Origin of the sequence: Microcoleus sp. FACHB-68 (assembly GCF_014695715.1) — a bacterium.
Taxonomy (GTDB): Bacteria; Cyanobacteriota; Cyanobacteriia; order Cyanobacteriales; family Oscillatoriaceae; genus FACHB-68.
In genome coordinates this window covers 796,420-812,644 of record NZ_JACJOT010000008.1, presented here as the reverse complement: position 1 = coordinate 812,644, position 16,225 = coordinate 796,420, and the positions used below count along the sequence as shown (strand labels likewise).

General features: G+C 46.0%; 16 protein-coding genes. 10 read left to right on the top strand and 6 right to left on the bottom strand.

The window, feature by feature from the left end; all coding sequences use genetic code 11:
• Positions 1-73 precede the first annotated feature (73 nt).
• The 3 genes from H6F73_RS12375 to H6F73_RS12365 all read left to right on the top strand — a co-directional run bounded on the left by H6F73_RS12375 (position 74) and on the right by H6F73_RS12365 (position 2,393).
• Positions 74-688 (top strand): phycobiliprotein lyase, encoded by a 615-nt coding sequence (locus H6F73_RS12375; protein WP_190759039.1) that lies wholly within the window; start codon positions 74-76, stop codon positions 686-688.
• A complete protein-coding gene (locus tag H6F73_RS12370; RefSeq protein WP_347239525.1) occupies positions 685-1,344 on the top strand; it encodes a hypothetical protein in 660 nt (219 codons plus the stop codon). The genes H6F73_RS12375 and H6F73_RS12370 overlap by 4 nt, the downstream gene beginning before the upstream one ends.
• 284 nt (positions 1,345-1,628) lie before the next feature.
• Positions 1,629-2,393 (top strand): phycobilisome rod-core linker polypeptide, encoded by a 765-nt coding sequence (locus tag H6F73_RS12365; RefSeq protein ID WP_190759038.1) that lies wholly within the window; start codon positions 1,629-1,631, stop codon positions 2,391-2,393.
• Positions 2,394-2,516: 123 nt separating this feature from the next.
• Here the strand turns inward: H6F73_RS12365 and H6F73_RS12360 are convergent, their stop codons facing one another.
• The 3 genes from H6F73_RS12360 to H6F73_RS12350 form a co-directional block, all read right to left on the bottom strand.
• Entirely contained in the window at positions 2,517-3,452 is a 936-nt protein-coding gene (locus H6F73_RS12360; protein WP_190759037.1) for an RluA family pseudouridine synthase, read from the bottom strand.
• Positions 3,449-4,186, bottom strand: coding sequence for a Uma2 family endonuclease (locus tag H6F73_RS12355; protein ID WP_190759036.1), 738 nt, complete (start codon positions 4,184-4,186; stop codon positions 3,449-3,451). Before H6F73_RS12355 ends, H6F73_RS12360 begins: the two co-directional genes overlap by 4 nt.
• A 411-nt stretch (positions 4,187-4,597) precedes the next feature.
• Positions 4,598-4,792, bottom strand: a complete 195-nt coding sequence (locus tag H6F73_RS12350) for a hypothetical protein (protein WP_190759035.1) — start codon at positions 4,790-4,792, stop codon at positions 4,598-4,600.
• Between the two features lie 193 nt (positions 4,793-4,985).
• Here H6F73_RS12350 and H6F73_RS12345 point away from each other — a divergent pair, with 193 nt between their 5' ends.
• Together H6F73_RS12345 and H6F73_RS12340 are read left to right on the top strand one after the other, a co-directional pair.
• Positions 4,986-5,966 carry an ABC transporter ATP-binding protein gene (locus tag H6F73_RS12345; protein WP_190759034.1) on the top strand — a complete coding sequence of 327 codons (981 nt, stop codon included), beginning with the start codon at positions 4,986-4,988 and terminating at the stop codon, positions 5,964-5,966.
• Between the two features lie 210 nt (positions 5,967-6,176).
• The gene (locus H6F73_RS12340) at positions 6,177-6,596 is read left to right on the top strand and encodes a fasciclin domain-containing protein (RefSeq protein ID WP_190759033.1); all 420 of its coding nucleotides are present in this window, start codon (positions 6,177-6,179) and stop codon (positions 6,594-6,596) included.
• A 134-nt stretch (positions 6,597-6,730) separates the two neighbouring features.
• On the opposite strand, the gene H6F73_RS12335 is transcribed toward H6F73_RS12340, so the two are convergent.
• On the bottom strand, positions 6,731-8,191 hold the full coding sequence (locus H6F73_RS12335; RefSeq protein ID WP_190759032.1) for a glycoside hydrolase family 13 protein: 1,461 nt from the start codon (positions 8,189-8,191) through the stop codon (positions 6,731-6,733).
• Between the two features lie 490 nt (positions 8,192-8,681).
• Between H6F73_RS12335 and H6F73_RS12330 the strand changes: the two genes are divergently transcribed.
• From H6F73_RS12330 to H6F73_RS12310, 5 genes are all read left to right on the top strand, one after another.
• A complete protein-coding gene (locus tag H6F73_RS12330) occupies positions 8,682-9,146 on the top strand; it encodes a hypothetical protein (protein WP_190759031.1) in 465 nt (154 codons plus the stop codon).
• Between the two features lie 69 nt (positions 9,147-9,215).
• The gene (locus tag H6F73_RS12325; protein WP_190759030.1) at positions 9,216-10,658 is read left to right on the top strand and encodes a tetratricopeptide repeat protein; all 1,443 of its coding nucleotides are present in this window, start codon (positions 9,216-9,218) and stop codon (positions 10,656-10,658) included.
• 438 nt (positions 10,659-11,096) lie between these two features.
• Complete coding sequence (locus tag H6F73_RS12320; RefSeq protein ID WP_190759029.1) at positions 11,097-12,386, top strand: glucose-1-phosphate adenylyltransferase; 1,290 nt, start codon at positions 11,097-11,099, stop codon at positions 12,384-12,386.
• Between the two features lie 70 nt (positions 12,387-12,456).
• Entirely contained in the window at positions 12,457-12,951 is a 495-nt protein-coding gene (locus H6F73_RS12315; protein WP_190759028.1) for an AAA family ATPase, read from the top strand.
• 257 nt (positions 12,952-13,208) lie between these two features.
• Positions 13,209-14,219 carry a DnaJ C-terminal domain-containing protein gene (locus tag H6F73_RS12310; RefSeq protein ID WP_190759027.1) on the top strand — a complete coding sequence of 337 codons (1,011 nt, stop codon included), beginning with the start codon at positions 13,209-13,211 and terminating at the stop codon, positions 14,217-14,219.
• 223 nt (positions 14,220-14,442) lie between these two features.
• On the opposite strand, the gene H6F73_RS12305 is transcribed toward H6F73_RS12310, so the two are convergent.
• Together H6F73_RS12305 and H6F73_RS12300 are read right to left on the bottom strand one after the other, a co-directional pair.
• Positions 14,443-15,465 (bottom strand): phospholipase D-like domain-containing protein, encoded by a 1,023-nt coding sequence (locus H6F73_RS12305; protein WP_190759026.1) that lies wholly within the window; start codon positions 15,463-15,465, stop codon positions 14,443-14,445.
• A 239-nt stretch (positions 15,466-15,704) separates the two neighbouring features.
• A complete protein-coding gene (locus H6F73_RS12300; protein ID WP_190759025.1) occupies positions 15,705-16,148 on the bottom strand; it encodes a hypothetical protein in 444 nt (147 codons plus the stop codon).
• Between the last annotated feature and the right edge of the window lie 77 nt (positions 16,149-16,225).

Genomic DNA, 16,225 nt, shown 5'->3' with positions numbered 1-16,225 from the left:
TTAAACCTGATACGGCTTATCATAAAAGGGTGAAAATTCGGAAGCATCATTCTAGCGGGAGAAAATTAGTCGAATGGAGGCAATGGAGTTTTTTCAACGCAGTGAGGGCAAATGGCTGTCCCAGCGTGCAACTCACCATCTACCTTTTAGAAGAACGGAGATGGGAGATTCCGAAATCACAGTGGAAACGCTGGCAGCGGATCATCCCAAAGTCATAGAGATTTGCCAGTTGCATGAGGTTGATCCAAATAAAGCTGCCGGTGGCGCATTCGTGAGATGGCACGGCTCAATGGCATGGGATAAAGAGGATGAAAATCACGAAGGTTCGACAGTCTTTGCCATCGTCCCAGATTCAGACAATCCCAGACAGGGTCAGATGTTGCGAGAACGGGGCTATGCTGAAATCGTGCCGATTGCCGGTCGCTATCTGCTCGATGAAGATAATGCGCTGGTGCTGATAACGGAATATGAGACGATGAGTTCTGTTGAGCGCTTCTGGTTTGCAGGACCCGACGTGCGGATGCGGACAAGTACAGTGAAGCGTTTCGGCGGGTTCAGCACAGCCTCATTTTGTACAGAGAGTCGAGTTGGTTCCGGTGAAGGTGCCGGCAGCCATTCAGAGGCGACTTCCGCGCCGGCTCAGGAAACCTCTGACAGCAAACAGTTCTACTCGGCTTTAGGCTGGTGAGAGACTGTGAACCGGGGAGTGCGGGAGTACAGCGGCAGGAAGGATTCGGGATTTCTAAAATCCCCCTCTCAAAGACCAATGCTTCACTCCCCATTTCCAATTTCTCAATAGAAAGCGATCCGTTCCTGCGCGGTGCCGATTACCTAAATGCCTTGCGCCCGCTGCTTTTGCAGCCGGGAATGACTGATGTGGCGGATGATATTAATGAGCGCATTCGCATCTGTACTTGGATTGGCCAGAATATTGAGGCGTTGAATGCTGAACTGAATGCCTGTCTAGAAGCTTGTCAGAGTTGCTTTCATCCACAAGACCGGCAACAGATGCAAATTTTTGCAGCGCCTTTGGCTGAAGAGTTTGGAGTCGATGGCCTTTGCAATATTCTCGTTGAACCCATCACGATTCTCATTGATGTGGGACGCATGAACCGGCACGATTGGTTAAGCATCGTCGCTCATGAATACGCTCATGGCCATTTGCGCTCCCCCGGTCACGAGCAGCGCTTTTTGGCGGTCGTTAGCCATTTGTGTTTGGGCTTGGGACTGGAAGTGCCGGTTGTGGAAGGCACAGATGAACAAGAACGGCAAGCTTGGTTACGCAATTGGCCTCATTGCGCCTCAACTCCTAATTCTTTGGCCTTTTGGAGAGGGGAGATTTGAACGTTTTTGTAAAAAAATATTACATATTGTTGCAGTCGTTCAGGAAAATGAGACGTGTATTACCGTAATCCCCTACCCTGAGTGTTGGCTGGTTAAACGGCAGCGGTCAGACTAGGGACTAGAGACTAGGGACTAGGGGAAAGGATGAAGGTTAAAGAGTGAAGACAGAAGAGTAAAGCAAACTTCACACTTCACGCTTCACACTTGGCCACTAGCCACTAGGCCCAACGACATCACTAGCTACTAGCTGAACGCTAAAAGTTTGAGATTACGGAGATTATGACGTGGCTATTCCTTTGTTAGAGTACGCGCCATCAAGCCAAAATCAGCGCGTGGCTGGATTTGAGCAACAACCGGGTGAAGAAAAACCCAGAATTTATACAACCGATAACTTTCTGTCGGGTACAGAAATCGATGATTTGATCTGGGCGGCATACCGCCAAATTTTCAGCGAACACCAAATTCTGAAAAGCAGCCGCCAAGATTATTTGGAATCCCAGCTGAAAGACGGTCAGATCAGCGTGCGCGATTTTATCCGGGGTTTGGCGACTTCGGATGTGTTCCGCCGGCGCAATCTTGACCCTAACAGCAACTATCGGTTTGTTGAGCTTTGCGTACAACGCGTTCTAGGGCGTGATGTGTACAATGAGCGCGAAAAAATCGCTTGGTCAATTGTGTTGGTGAACAAAGGTTTGCAAGGGTTCATCAATGACTTGCTTAATAGCGACGAATACCTGAGCAACTTTGGGGACAACACAGTGCCCTATCAACGCCGGCGGATTTTGCCGCAGCGCGCAAAAGGCGAGGTGCCCTTCAATCTGAGGACTCCTCGTTACGAAGCCTATCATCGCAGTCAGCTAGGCTTCCCACAAAGCATCTGGCAAAATCAAGTGCGCCGCTTTACTCCGCAAGAGAAGCAAGCACAAGAGGGCAATCCATCACGGTACTTGGGGATGGCACGGGAAGTTACTCCCACAGCAACCAATACGCCCAGGGTTTCCGTTTTTAACATTAATATCGATACGACTGTGCCTTACCGCAAGCGCTAATTAGGTGCTGACAACTAAATAGATCAGGGCTTTTGAGTGCTAACTAAGGGCAAGAAATTAGATGCTACAGGCTAGAATCACTTTCTAGTTAATAGTACCTAGTTTCTTGTCCTTAACTACTATTTATTCCCCAAAGTTAGCGCGTCGCCGCAAAATGGTGAGGAGGGTTGTGAAGGCTTCTGGAGGGGGTGCAGTCGCCTCAATCAATTCGCCGGTGACGGGATGCTGTAGCTGAAGTCGCCAAGCATGAAGGGCTTGACCGGCTATATTAACCCCTAGAGAGCGACCGCTGCTATAAACTGGATCACCAACAATTGGATGCCCCATCTGAGCGCTGTGGACGCGAATTTGATGGGTGCGTCCGGTTTCAAGTTGAAAGTGCATCAGCGTATAGTTACTGAGGCGTTCTTGGACGCGCCAGTGGGTGATAGCGGGGCGTCCGCCTTTCTCAACCGGCACGATAGCCATTTTTTTGCGGTCTACAGGGTGACGACCGATGGGCAGGTCAACTGTACCACTTGGTGTTTTAGGCGCACCGGAGACGATGCCTAGATACTCTCTGCGGGCTGTTTTGGCTTTGAGTTGGGCCTGCAGGTGTTGATGGGCTTGGTCAGTTTTGGCGATCGCAATTGCGCCGGTGGTGTCTTTATCGAGCCGGTGGACAATTCCCGGACGCTGTACGCCGCCAATGCCGGCGAGATTAGGGCAGTGGGTGAGAAGGGCGTTTACTAGGGTGTCCGCTTCGTGTCCGGGTGCGGGATGGACGACTAAGCCGGCTGGCTTGTTAAGAATCAGCAGGTGATCGTCTTCGTAGAGAACATCTAAAGGAATGTCTGCCGGTTGCAGTTCTAGCGGTTCTGCCGGCGGAATGATTAACTCAATGAGATCGCCGGCAGCCACCGCCACCTTTTTAGACGTGCAAGTTTGATTGTTGACTTTTACATGACCTTGTGAAATTAGCTGCTGAATTCGAGAGCGAGAAAAATCGCTGAGTTGTTCAGCAAGGTAGCGATCAAGGCGTTCGCTGGTTTCTTGAACTTGTAAATTAATTTCTGTCACAGTTGATTCGGATCGATTCCCATTTCTCTAAGTCGCGCTTCCATTGCTTGCCGGCGCTGTTGTTCTTGTTGCAATTCGGTTTCTGCCTGCTCAGCGCGTTGGCGCTCAGTTTCAGCGCGTTGCTGAGCCAATTCTTTCTCCTGCCGTTCTTGTTGGCGCAGTCGATCCAATTCTACAAAAGTAAGAAACTTGCCACCGTCTGGGCCATAAATTTGCAGTTCTTCCCCAGACAAATCAAAGTGTATTCCTAATCGGGGGCTAATCCAACCCTCAATGGGTTCAATGACTTGTAATTTTGATTCAGAACGTAGCCAGCCACTCAAATCTGCTTTCGCCGGATCATACAAATAGTATTCTTCAACGCCATAGCGGTCGTAAAATTGAAATTTCTTCCCCATCTCTGTGAGCGTGTTATTCGGCGACAGGATTTCAAACACAACTTGGGGAGCGATGTTATCTTCTAGCCATTGCAGATAAGAGCCGCGTTTTCCCTTCGGTCTGCCAAATGCCACCATAACATCTGGTGCCCGGTTAAGGCTGCTATTTCCTTCCACAGGATACCAGAGAAGATCGCCGGCAACAAAGACATTAGGCTCAGAAGCAAATAGCAATTCTAAGTTTTCCTTAATAATTACAATCCAGCGGAATTGTTCGGTATTATCTGCCATTGGCTTGCCGTCACTTTCTGGGTAGATAATGTCTTGTTTTTCGAGCGGTTGTGGTTGGATTAGCATTGTTCTTATCCTATGAATGCTGATTTATTTTGTATTTTAAATAAACAACCAAAATCTAGAGTAAAAAGAATGAAAAAATCAAAATTTATGAAATATTCGGTCTTATTGTATCGGCAAATCTCTCAGCGTCCGTCTAATTGATCAACGCACATAACATTTTATTAGTTAATTAATCTGTGAAAGGTGTGTTACGAAGCTTTGTTAATTATTCATAAAATTTTTGCTTAATAAAAATAGTATTTTTAATTAAATTATAATAAAAGTATTGTACCGCTGAATAACAGAAATTAGCACCGGCAGCCGAGCCAAAAATCACCTAATGCAGGCTGCCGGCACACCCTAGCTAGGACACGCCAGCCGGTCAGAAAAATTTGATCCACTTAAATGGACTGGCGTTATCAGCCGGCAATTTTAATCCTTGGCGGGTGTTGTAACGGGTGCCAGGTGTGAAATAGACGCAACTTGCACCGGCACGTCTATTTGACTTTGGGGAGCCGGGAGCATTTCGCCTCGGAAATCGAGCACCTGTACAATAACGAGATAGGCGATCGCCAGAATGAGAGAAATCGCGCCGGTAATAATCGCAACAATTTTTGAACGATCCATGTGATTCCTTGGTTTATTGAATGCTCTTAATAAAAGTTTAAGTTGAACCGCAATCGAACGCCAAGGACAGAGAACCTTGATTTCAGCCGGCATCCATAGCCGTGAGAGAAATCGTTAATTCTTTCAAATTGATACAAAAACCGGCAAAATAGGGAATAAATAAACTCAGTTGCCACTTATCGCGCTTACTGGTATGGAATCTGTTGCAAATTTGCCAGAGGAAACAATCGCTCGTAACCGGCAGCCGGTGGTGCAAACCTATGAACTGAGCAAAGTCTACCGCACCGGCTTCTGGATGAACCAGAAAATCGAATCCTTGAAAAACTGCACCCTCACAGTCTATCAGGGAGAAACCTTTGGCTTGCTGGGGCCAAATGGTGCCGGAAAAACCACCTTGCTCAAAACCCTCCTAGGAATCGCGCGTCCCACCTCTGGACGAGGCTTACTGTTAGGGCGTCCTTTAGGCGATCGCACAGTAAAACAGCGAATTGGCTATCTGCCGGAAAACGCCTACTACTATGACTCCCTCACCGGCTGGGAATTTTTGCAATATACTGCCGGTCTCTTCCAAATCCCCGCCGCCGTACAGCGCCACCGCATACCCCAACTGCTCGATCTTGTCGGACTCGCTCAATCCGCCGCCCGCAAAAAACAATTGCGTCAATATTCCAAAGGCATGGTGCAGCGAATTGGCATGGCACAGGCACTGATCAACGATCCAGAAGTCGTCTTTCTCGATGAGCCGATGTCCGGTCTTGATCCGATGGGACGCTACCAGATACGAGAAATCATTCTCTTACTCAAAGCCCAAGGTAAAACCATCTTTTTCAACAGCCATATCCTTTCAGATGTCGAAAAAATCTGCGATCGCGTCGCCATCCTCGCCTTGGGCGAATTAATTTGCACCGGCTCACTTAGCGAACTCCTCGGCAACGCAGAAACCTACTACATCAAAGGCAAAGGCGGCAACCCGGACGTGATCAGACAGCGCATACCCGACTTAGAATTTCAAGATGAATACTGGCACGGCCATTTAAAAGGCGATCCCCAGGATTTTCTCGCCAGCCTCAACCTTATGGGTGGGCAAATCGTAGCTTTATCCGAAGCGCGAACCTCTTTAGAAGAGTTTTTTATGCAGCAGCTTAAACAGCGAGGAATTCTGACCAGTCGTTAAACAAACCGGCAGCCCAAATCGGCGTGAGTGCCGGCAAGCGAGGGAAATCTGGGAGATTTTAGGGTAAAATTCGCCGAGCATCCCCCCAACATTCATTTTTTTTGCAAAATTTCTTAGATTTTGTACAACGTCTAACCCATGAAAGATGCGCGATGAGTCTTTCTCCTTGTATTTCTAAAGAGGAAATACATTCGCAACTGGAAAAACACTATGGCTAACCTTGTCGAGACTGCCAGCGAGGCCGGCTCTTTTAAAACGTTAATGACAGTGGTTGAAGCAGCGGGTTTGCTAGAACTTTTGGAAAGTCCTGGCCCTTTCACTGTTTTTGCCCCCACCGACGAAGCATTTGCCAAGATTCCAACCGAAACATTGGCTTCTTTAATGGAAGACATTCCCAAGCTGAAGCAAATTTTGAGTTATCACGTTCTTTCTGGCGATGTCAGAACTGATAACTTAGATGAACTCCAGTCTGCTGAGACAGTTGAGGGTGGCTTAGTTGGGATTGATAAATCTGAGGGTGGCTACAAAATCAATGACGCGAAGGTTTTGCAAGCAGATATCCTCACAGATAATGGTGTCATTCACATCATTGACACCGTGTTGATACCGGCACTCGTATCCGTTAACTAAACGAGATCGGCACATCCGGCATCGTCATCAAAGCATAGATAAACACAGACAATTTATCTGTGTTTATCTATGGTTAATTACACCTCTTCGGCTGTCAAAGATTGCCCTAAAAAAGAGTGCCGGTGCCGGCTAAATTAGCCCATACCAAGGATGCAGCCACTGCGGGGAGGAATATCCAATTTGAGCTGAGATTCCCCTTCACCCGTCCACTCTATCTCAGCCGAACCGTATAAAAACTTATTCGGTTTAGATTGCAAACCTGTCACCTCAAAAGTTACCTGAGATGCAGCACTTCCCACATTTAAGATAACAATCAATTCCTCATTATCCAAAATGCGAGCGAAGGCGTAAGTTGCCGCATGAGCATAGAGAACTTGATAGCTGCCGGTGCGGAGACACTTATACTGGTGACGCAGGGTAATGAGCTGTTTATGGTAATCCAGAACATCCCGTTGCCAGTTAGATTCCATTGGAAAGCCACGACGCGAGTCGGGATCAAGCTTGCCTGCTAAGCCAACTTCATCACCATAATAAACGCTCGGTGCACCGGGGAACGTCATCAGCAGCAGCGTTGCCAATTCTACACTCGGTTTATCACCGCCGGCAATAGAAATTAGCCGCGCCGTATCGTGACTTGCGAGTAAATTTAGCTGAGTTAGTTGAATTTCCCAAGGGTAAAATTCTAGCAAGTGCTGGATTTTTTCCGCATATTCGGGTGCGAATAGCGGTGGGTAGGGACTGTAGGATCTGTCTTTAACTTGGTCGATATCAACGCGATCGCCGGCGGTAAAAGCAATGGTTGGCGCAGCAAATAGATAATTCATCACTCCATCAAATTGCGTACCATCTAGCCACTCGCGGGAGTCTCCCCAAACTTCCCCAACGATATAAGCTTCTGGGTTAGCAGCTTTAACGCGATCACGAAATTCTTGCCAAAAACCGGGTGTTTTAATTTCAAACGGCACATCTAAGCGCCAACCATCAATGCCGAATTTAATCCAATATTCGGCAATTTCCATGATGTATTCCCGCACTTCCGGGTTGTTGTGATTGAATGCCGGCAGCGCCCGATTGCCATCCCAACCCACATAATTCGCCGGAAATTCCCCATTATAAGGAGATAACGGCCAGCCTTCAATCTTAAACCAATCCAGCCAAGGTGAATGAGGGCCATTTTCCAAAACATCATGGAAAAAGAAAAATCCCCGGCTGGAGTGATTGAAAACCCCATCGAGAACCACCTTAATATTCCGTTCATGGGCGGCATCTAGCAATTCTTTAAACGCTGGATTTCCCCCCAACATCGGATCGACTTGATAATAGTCGTGGGTGTGGTAGCGGTGGTTACTAGCAGATTGAAAGATGGGCGTGAAGTAAATCGCGTTAATTCCCAAATCTTGCAAATAATCTAGCTTTTCTATCACGCCCCATAAGTCTCCACCTTTGTAGCCTTGGAGTGTGGGCATTTCATGCCAATCTTCCCAAGAGGCGTTTTTCAATAGCCGCTTGCGAGGCTGCTGGCTTTTGGCAAAGCGGTCTGGAAATATTTGGTAGAATACTGCGTGCTTGACCCAGTCTGGAGTTTGAATTTGCATAGATTTTTAGTAGCCGTTCCTCGCTTAGGCTACAAGGGTCTAGCCGGCTTGTGGATCTAGCTGTGGGTAGAAAGCCGCTATTTTAGGGTTTGAGATATGCCGGTTAGGGTTGCGTGCCGGTTTTTTTGTATAAGAAATCACATTTTTTTTGGAATCGGGATGCCGGTTTTTGCCTTAGCAGAATTCAAATGATTTCCACCTGTAAATCTGATTATGGATTGTGCCAAAATTAGAGGATTAAAGACTGTTTCTGCGCTCGTGGAAAAATTTACAGTACGAAATTATTTATATTTTTGTAAATTGTCCGGATATGAGCCGGCGAAGGCTGTTTTATATAATTGGCTATCTATAGCTGCTGGCAGAATAGCCGGCAGGAAGCAAAAGTCGGCTACGGAGATAGGTGACAAGCTAGAGTAGCTTTAGTCAAGGTATTGAAGGTGCTTCTACGTTTAGGTTTTAGTCAGACAATTATTTAAAACAGGGCACTAATATGTCATCGAATACTGGTGGAGTTAATCAAAGCCTTCAAGGTGGCAGCACCAATCAAGGGGCAATGCAAGCAGGGGTGGCTGGGGGTAATGCCAATGTGCTTGCCGGTGATGCCAACGTGATTCAGCAAACCAATCAAGTTGTCGCAGCACAGCCAGAAATTACTCAAGATGAGGCGATTGAGTTGCTTGCACAAATTGAAGAGTTACTCAAAGCTGCTAATTTACCGGAGGCTCAAAAAGGAAAAGCTACTAAATTTTTGGCTGCCGCTAAGGAGGAAGCAAAAGAAGCTGAGCCTGATAAGGACTTTATCAAGAACAATTTAGAACGGGTGACAAAGACAATTAAAGCCACAACTGAAACAGTTTCAGCAAGTAAAGGACTTTGGAAAAGCATCACCCCAATTTTTGTCAAGTTAGCACCTTGGTTAGGGGTAGCTGCCAGCTTTTTTCTGGGGAATGTGTGAAACAAAAATTCTTTAGAGACTGATTGATTTTTGTCATTCTTCAGAAATATCATTTTTGGGATGGGTTTTATGGTTCAGCCTTTGCCCTCAAATTCAGATAATGATGAGCTAGCTAAGCAAGCCGGCGTTCAGCAAGGGTTAGACAATGGCTCTTCTAATTCGGGTTCTATGCAAGGAGCGAGTGCCGATGGGGATGCTAATCTAGCCAATGGAAATAATAATCAGTTCAATAAAGTTGAGCAACAGACTGTTATTATATTTCCTCCTAGCCAGCCTGAAGTAGTCAAACCAAATCCTAGCAGTCAGAAAGCTTCTCAAGTTCAGCATATCTATTTAGTAAGCTCAGCAATTTTAGCCTCTTTTATTTTACTAAGTGGAACTACTTTTTTTTATCCCCTATTTGCTTTTAGATTAAATGGAGAATCTCAAATGAAAGAATGCACTACAGCCAAACACTCAAATCTAATTAAAGTTATCCTAGCTGATCTCGCTTCTAGCCAAACCTCACCTCAACTTTTTTTGAAAGAAAATTTGTTAGATGCACTTCAACGTCAAAACCGGAAAGACCTTGAAATTTGTTCAATAGAACAAGGTGTTTTAACATATCAAGAAGCCAAAAAAATAGGTGAAAATTTGAATGCAGATATTGTAATTTGGGCAGATCAAAATACCTCATATTTTAAAATATCCTTAGTAGCTATTAAGATAAATGTAGATCTCCCTAACGAGTTGTGCGAGTTTTGGGTTCCCTTAAATAGTAACTGGAATTCTAAGTCCAATAACCAAAATTGGACTAATTTGTTTTCGGTTATGATAGCTGTTCATTTGAGTGCAATTTATAATAGTAAAGAACAGTTAACGCAAGCACGCCAAGTTTTAAGAGAAACTCTTCAAAACGCCAGAAAAAATATTGATAAAACAGGAGATGAATATCAAAAAAAATTGGGAGAAGCTTACTTTTTTTTAGGTCTGTTAATAGATCAAGCCACTACTTATAAATGCGATAAAGGGACTTATAATGATTGTCTTGAAGCTCTAGGCGCTTTTAAAGACGCCTCAGACTTTTACAATAAATTTTCCGAACCTTTATTCAATCAAATCGATCTTTACATACGATTAGGAGAGTTAGACGAAGCCATTAATGTCTATACAAAAATTCTTGAAAATAATTTTGATAAAGAAATTAATCGAGAAGCACTGAATGGTCGAGCCAAAACTTACGCTGAGAAAGGGGAATTTGAATTAGCTCTTCGCGATCTAGATGTACTCTGCAAGGATTTCCCAGGAGATATTAATTGTCTTCGCTTTCTCGGGAAAACCCAATTACAAGCAGGAAAGCTCACTGAAGCAGAAATAACTTATGGAAAAATTCAAAGGTTTTTAGAGAAAGATAAGAACATTCAAACTGAAACTGGGGAGCCATTGAAAAATGAACTTCTCAATGACTTGCAAGCTATTTCAAAACAAAAACCTGATTTAAAGATCAACAGGATCTCAGCTATGATTGAATAAAGGATTTTATAAACTGTCTTTAATATCATTTCTCATACTTTTCCTTCTTTGGAAGCACCACTCAGTCCCATCATCTGCTCTATAGGAGTGACATTGAATAAAACCCAGTTCTGGGTGATTACAGAATTTGGTCTTGCACGTTTTGTCTTTGGGACATGTAAATACATTAAAATTATATTGACACATAAAAGACTCCTATCAGCTAATACAGTTAGGTTTACATTGCGTAAGTGAACTACCCGGAAGAAGATCCAAGTTTTCTTACATTATAGTTGAGAACAGAAGATGACAACAGATGTATTACCGCACTGATATTTTGCCCCGAAACCCTCACCCCTAACCGGCTCTTAACCTAACATCCTGCCTTCCCCCCTTGCCAACGATCCCGCACAGTCCGACACTGGACAGGAGAGATCACCGGCATTTGGGAGGAATTCTGTGAAAAAAGTCTTAGCGATCATCCTCGGCGGCGGCGCAGGCACCCGCCTCTATCCACTCACGAAACTACGGGCGAAACCGGCAGTCCCCATCGCCGGCAAATATCGCCTGATTGATATCCCCGTCAGTAACTGTATCAACTCAGAAATCTACAAAATCTACGTCCTCACCCAATTCAACTCAGCCTCCCTCAACCGCCACATCGCCCGCGCCTACACGTTTTCTGGCTTCACGGAAGGGTTTGTAGAAGTGCTCGCCGCCCAACAAACCGCCGAAAACCCGAACTGGTTCCAGGGAACCGCAGATGCCGTGCGCCAGTATCTCTGGCTAATGCAGGAATGGGATGTTGATGAATATCTCATTCTCTCTGGCGATCACCTCTATCGCATGGACTACCGGCAGTTCGTCGAACGTCACCGCGAAACCGGCGCAGATATCACCCTTTCCGTCTTACCCATCGACGAGAAACGCGCCTCCGACTTTGGCTTATTGAAAATCGACGAGAAAGGACGGGTGATGTCCTTCAGCGAAAAGCCCAAAGGCGACGCCTTGAAGGAAATGCAGGTTGACACCACAACCCTCGGCTTATCACCCGAACAAGCCAAGAAAAGCCCCTATATCGCCTCAATGGGGATTTATGTCTTCAACAGAGATGTCATGGTCAAACTGTTGGAAGAAGCCCCAGATCGGACTGATTTTGGTAAAGAAATCATCCCCGCTTCCGCGAAAGACTACAACGTTCAAGCCTACTTATTCAACGATTATTGGGAAGACATTGGAACCATAGAAGCCTTCTATGAAGCCAACCTGGCTTTAACCAAACAACCCCAACCGGATTTTAGCTTCTACGACGAAAAAGCCCCCATTTACACTCGCGCCCGTTACTTGCCACCCACAAAGCTGCTCGATTGTCAAGTAACCGAATCGATGATCGGAGAAGGCTGCATCCTCAAAGAATGCCGCATCGATCACTCGGTTTTAGGCGTGCGTTCTCGCGTGGAAGCCCGCTGCCACATCGAAGACTCCCTGCTCATGGGTTCTGACTTCTACGAACCCTTCGCAGAACGTCAATCCGGCTTACAAAAAGGCGGCGTACCTTTGGGTATTGGTTCCGACACCACCATTCGCCGCGCCATCATCGACAAAAATGCTCGGATAGGCCGGCACGTCCAAATCATCAACAAAGATAGAGTAGAAGAAGCCAATCGTGAAGACGACGGTTTCTACATCCGCAGCGGCATCGTTGTCGTCTTGAAAAATGCGGTAATTCCTGACAGAACTGTTATTTAGCCTTTTGGATTTTAGATTTTGGATTTTGGATTAACCCTCTAAAATCTAAAATCTAAAATCTAAACCTTCGATGACCAAACTCATTTTACTAATCGGGCTTCCTGGAAGCGGAAAAACTTATTTAGCACAATACTTGATTGCAGACTGCCCACAGCGGCACCTCATTTCTACAGACGCCATCCGGGCTAAGCTATTTGGAGATGAATCGATTCAAGGGCCGTGGTTACTTGTTTGGCGAGAAGTACAACGTCAGCTTCAGCAAGCCCTGATCCATGCCCCCTCAGCCATTTACGATGCCACCAATGCAGCCCGTAAACAGCGCCGCGAAGCCATTGGGCTGGCAAGAGAGGCCGGTTTTACCCACATCACCGGCTTGTGGCTAGACACCCCCTTAAAGCAGTGCTTACAACGCAACCGGCAGCGAGGCCGGCAAGTCCCAGAAGAAGTTATCTTGCGGATGCACCGGCAGATGAGTGACGCCCCCCCAGCCCTCCAAGATGGCCTTGATCAGCTAATCCGGTGGTCACCTGCCGGCATTAGTACGGAAATTGCGATCATACCCTAAGAAAAAACCGAACTAGAGCCATACTTAACCTTAGGTAATCTGAAGCTAGAGAAGTGAGCATTTTTCTTCCATCACCCCTTCACTAACCAGATAATACCAAGCCGGTATCCGATCTTCCTCATTTTGAGTGCAGCGTCGCCCTAAAACTTTTACGTCCAGCTAAAGGCACTCTCTAACTCCCCCACCACTCAGCACTCACTATGACGTTGTAGAAAAAAAACTTTAAACTTATTCATTAAAACAGAGGTGACTGGTTAATGGCTGCAACCGATTTTAAAGACTACTATGCAATTTTGGGTATCAGTAAAACGTCCAGTGCGGATGACATTAAAAAGACTTACCGCAAACTGGCACGGAAATACCACCCAGACATGAATCCTGGCAATCGGGAGGCAGAAGCCCACTTCAAAGAAGTAACTGAAGCTTACGAAGTCTTATCTGACCCCGAAAAACGCAAAAAATACGACCAATTCGGTCAATATTGGAAACAAGCTGGGCCAGGGCCAGGATGGTCATCTGCCCCTGGTGTAGATGTTAATAACTTCGACTTTAGCCAGTTCGGCAGCTTTGACGAATTCATTAACGAATTACTCGGTCGCGTTGGCAGCACCGGCCCGACTGCTGGTCGCAATCCTCGCTGGAATTACAACTACCGTACCAGCACAGGTGGCCCAACCGGCTTTGGTGGCTTTGAAAATGCTTCAGGCGTTGGTGATCGCGCAGCCGGCACCTCTGCAGATCGCGAGGGAACGATCACCCTCACCTTTTCCGAAGCCTTTCAAGGCGTGCAGAGACGCTTGAGTTTGGGCAATGAAATGATTGATGTGCGAATTCCTGCCGGCGCTAAACCGGGAAGTCGCATTCGTGTTAAGGGTAAAGGTCAGCTCAATCCCTACAGCCAGCAGCGCGGCGACCTTTATTTAGTGGTCGAAATCCAGCCTCACACGTTCTTCCAATTTGATGGCGATAATCTCGTCTGTGAGGTGCCGGTGACGCCCGATGAGGCCGTCTTAGGCAGTCAAGTTGAAATCCCTACACCGGATGGGACTGTCACCATGAATGTCCCCGCCGGCATTCGTTCCGGTCAATCTCTGCGGCTGCGCGGCAAAGGCTGGCCCCGTCCAAAAGGAGGCCGCAGTGACCAACTGGTAAAGATCGTGATTGTAGCGCCAAAAGATATCAGTGCGACTGAGCGTGAATTATACGAAAAAATTCGGGCTTCTCGCAGCTTTAATCCCCGCAGTCATTTTCAGGAAATTCACTTGTAAATCTTTTCCTCACCAAGTTTATTAGGGCGCGGCATTACACCGCGTCTTTTTTTTTGATGAAGGGATTAAAAGGCCGGCTGCAAAAGGTGTGATTTTGTTCGTACTTACAATTTTAAAATGTTATGAGGTACGAATAAAATATTAGAATTAAACAATCTTTTTGCCGGCACCATAGAAACCCCCAAAAACAGCTAAATTGCTATCGAGGAGATTCAACTATAGATCACCGGCACTTCATTCTCGTCTTTGCCGGCTGGCGTGATTCTGCCCAGCGAGTATTAAACTCAGATAAATAATCCTTAGCAATTTCTGAATTGTTCAGAATCACCACATTTTCATCATTACGTCGGTCTGCATTATTCGAGAAATTATAAGAGCCGGTGATTACGGTGTTATTATCAATCACAATCACTTTGTGGTGAAAAGCACTCGGATTACTATCTTGACGCACCGGCATCCCAGCACAGTAAAACTTAGGCAGTTCACTGTACTGAGTTTCACTGCCATTCGTTTCAAAAATTCCCTGCACATCCACTCCCGCTTTTGCACGACTCAGCATTGCTGCACCCAATTGTTCATGAGTGAATGAAAAAGCCATAAATCGAATACTGCTTTTTGCATTGTTAATCAGCGGCAGTAATTTACTGGAGACTTTATCTTCAGGGGCAAATAATACCTGTACCGGCGTCCCATTTACGGTGACTTGTTGCAGATCCACCGTTGAGGGAGAAGAAGGGCCAAATTGGCCGGCCCACATTTCAGCAAATTCTCGCTCGAATATCACCGCTAATTCTGGCGAATTCAACAAAATCGCATTATTGTTATTTCTTTGCGTGCCATTAATCGTTAAATTTGTGGAGCCGGTCCAGACAATTTGATTATCAAAGATAATAAATTTATTGTGCATCAAATCCGGTCGGTTATCTGCCTTTACAGGAATTCCTGCCCGCTTTAGCTGAGCGAATTGCCCGTGTCCCGGATCTTTATCTTCTGCCAATCCATATTCGTCATCTGTCACCCATTTAACATCGACTCCGCGCTTCTTAGCAGCAATCAGTGCCTCAGCAATTGAATCGAGATTAAATTCAAAGGCGGCAACGTGAATGCTACTTTGGCTACTGTTAATATTAGTAACCAAGTCGGCTACAATCGGATTAGTTTGCTGGGCAGGATTGGTGAACTGAGTTTGCCACCAAGACTTTTGAAATAAACCGCAGCCGGCTAACCCCCAAATAAGGGCGGCCATTAACAACACAGAGATGGTGTGCCGGCGATAGAGAGTGCTAAGTTCTGAATGCTGAGTGCTGAGTGAGTTAGATAAGGCTTTTCGTGTTATTATCCAAAATTCAATAAGAGGCTGTGGAATAGTTTTTTTAAGTTTGGAAGTTAAAGTTTCTTTTGAATCTTGATTAATTGCATTCATAACATTAAAGATTAGATAGTTTTCCCTTTTGTCTCATCAAGCCTAAATTTTTATATGAGAAATTACGGCTTTGCTTCTTCATGCGAACCTTCAACGAGCCGGCGGAGATTGAGAATCCATTCGGACGGCTCATCTGGCAGAGATTGCCTTAAAAATGCCTGCTGTTGTGCCTTGTTTGGGGGTTGGTAATTGGGGTAAATCTTGGCGGCTTGCTCTAGAATCTCATTGAGTGAAGACTCACCGGCACGATCATCCCCATCCCCTCTGGCAACCCACTGATTGACTGAGCGCATCAGCAAGCGGGTGGCGCGAAGTTTGGGCGCGATGAAGGTTTCAGCCCTTTCCTCATCCAAATCAGCCGTGTCTTGCACAATTAGTTTGACACAGGCTAAGCCCCAATCCAGCAAGGCGTTAGCTGCCGGCTCGTCTAGTTGAGCAGTAAGCGCCTCATTATCCAAAAGACTTTCAGCAGCCAGATTCATCCGTTCCGTAAGCGCATCAGCCATACAATTTTAGATTTTCGTAGGTTGGGTTGAGCAGAGCGAAAACCCAACGATTACGTTGGGCGCAGTGAAACGGAGGG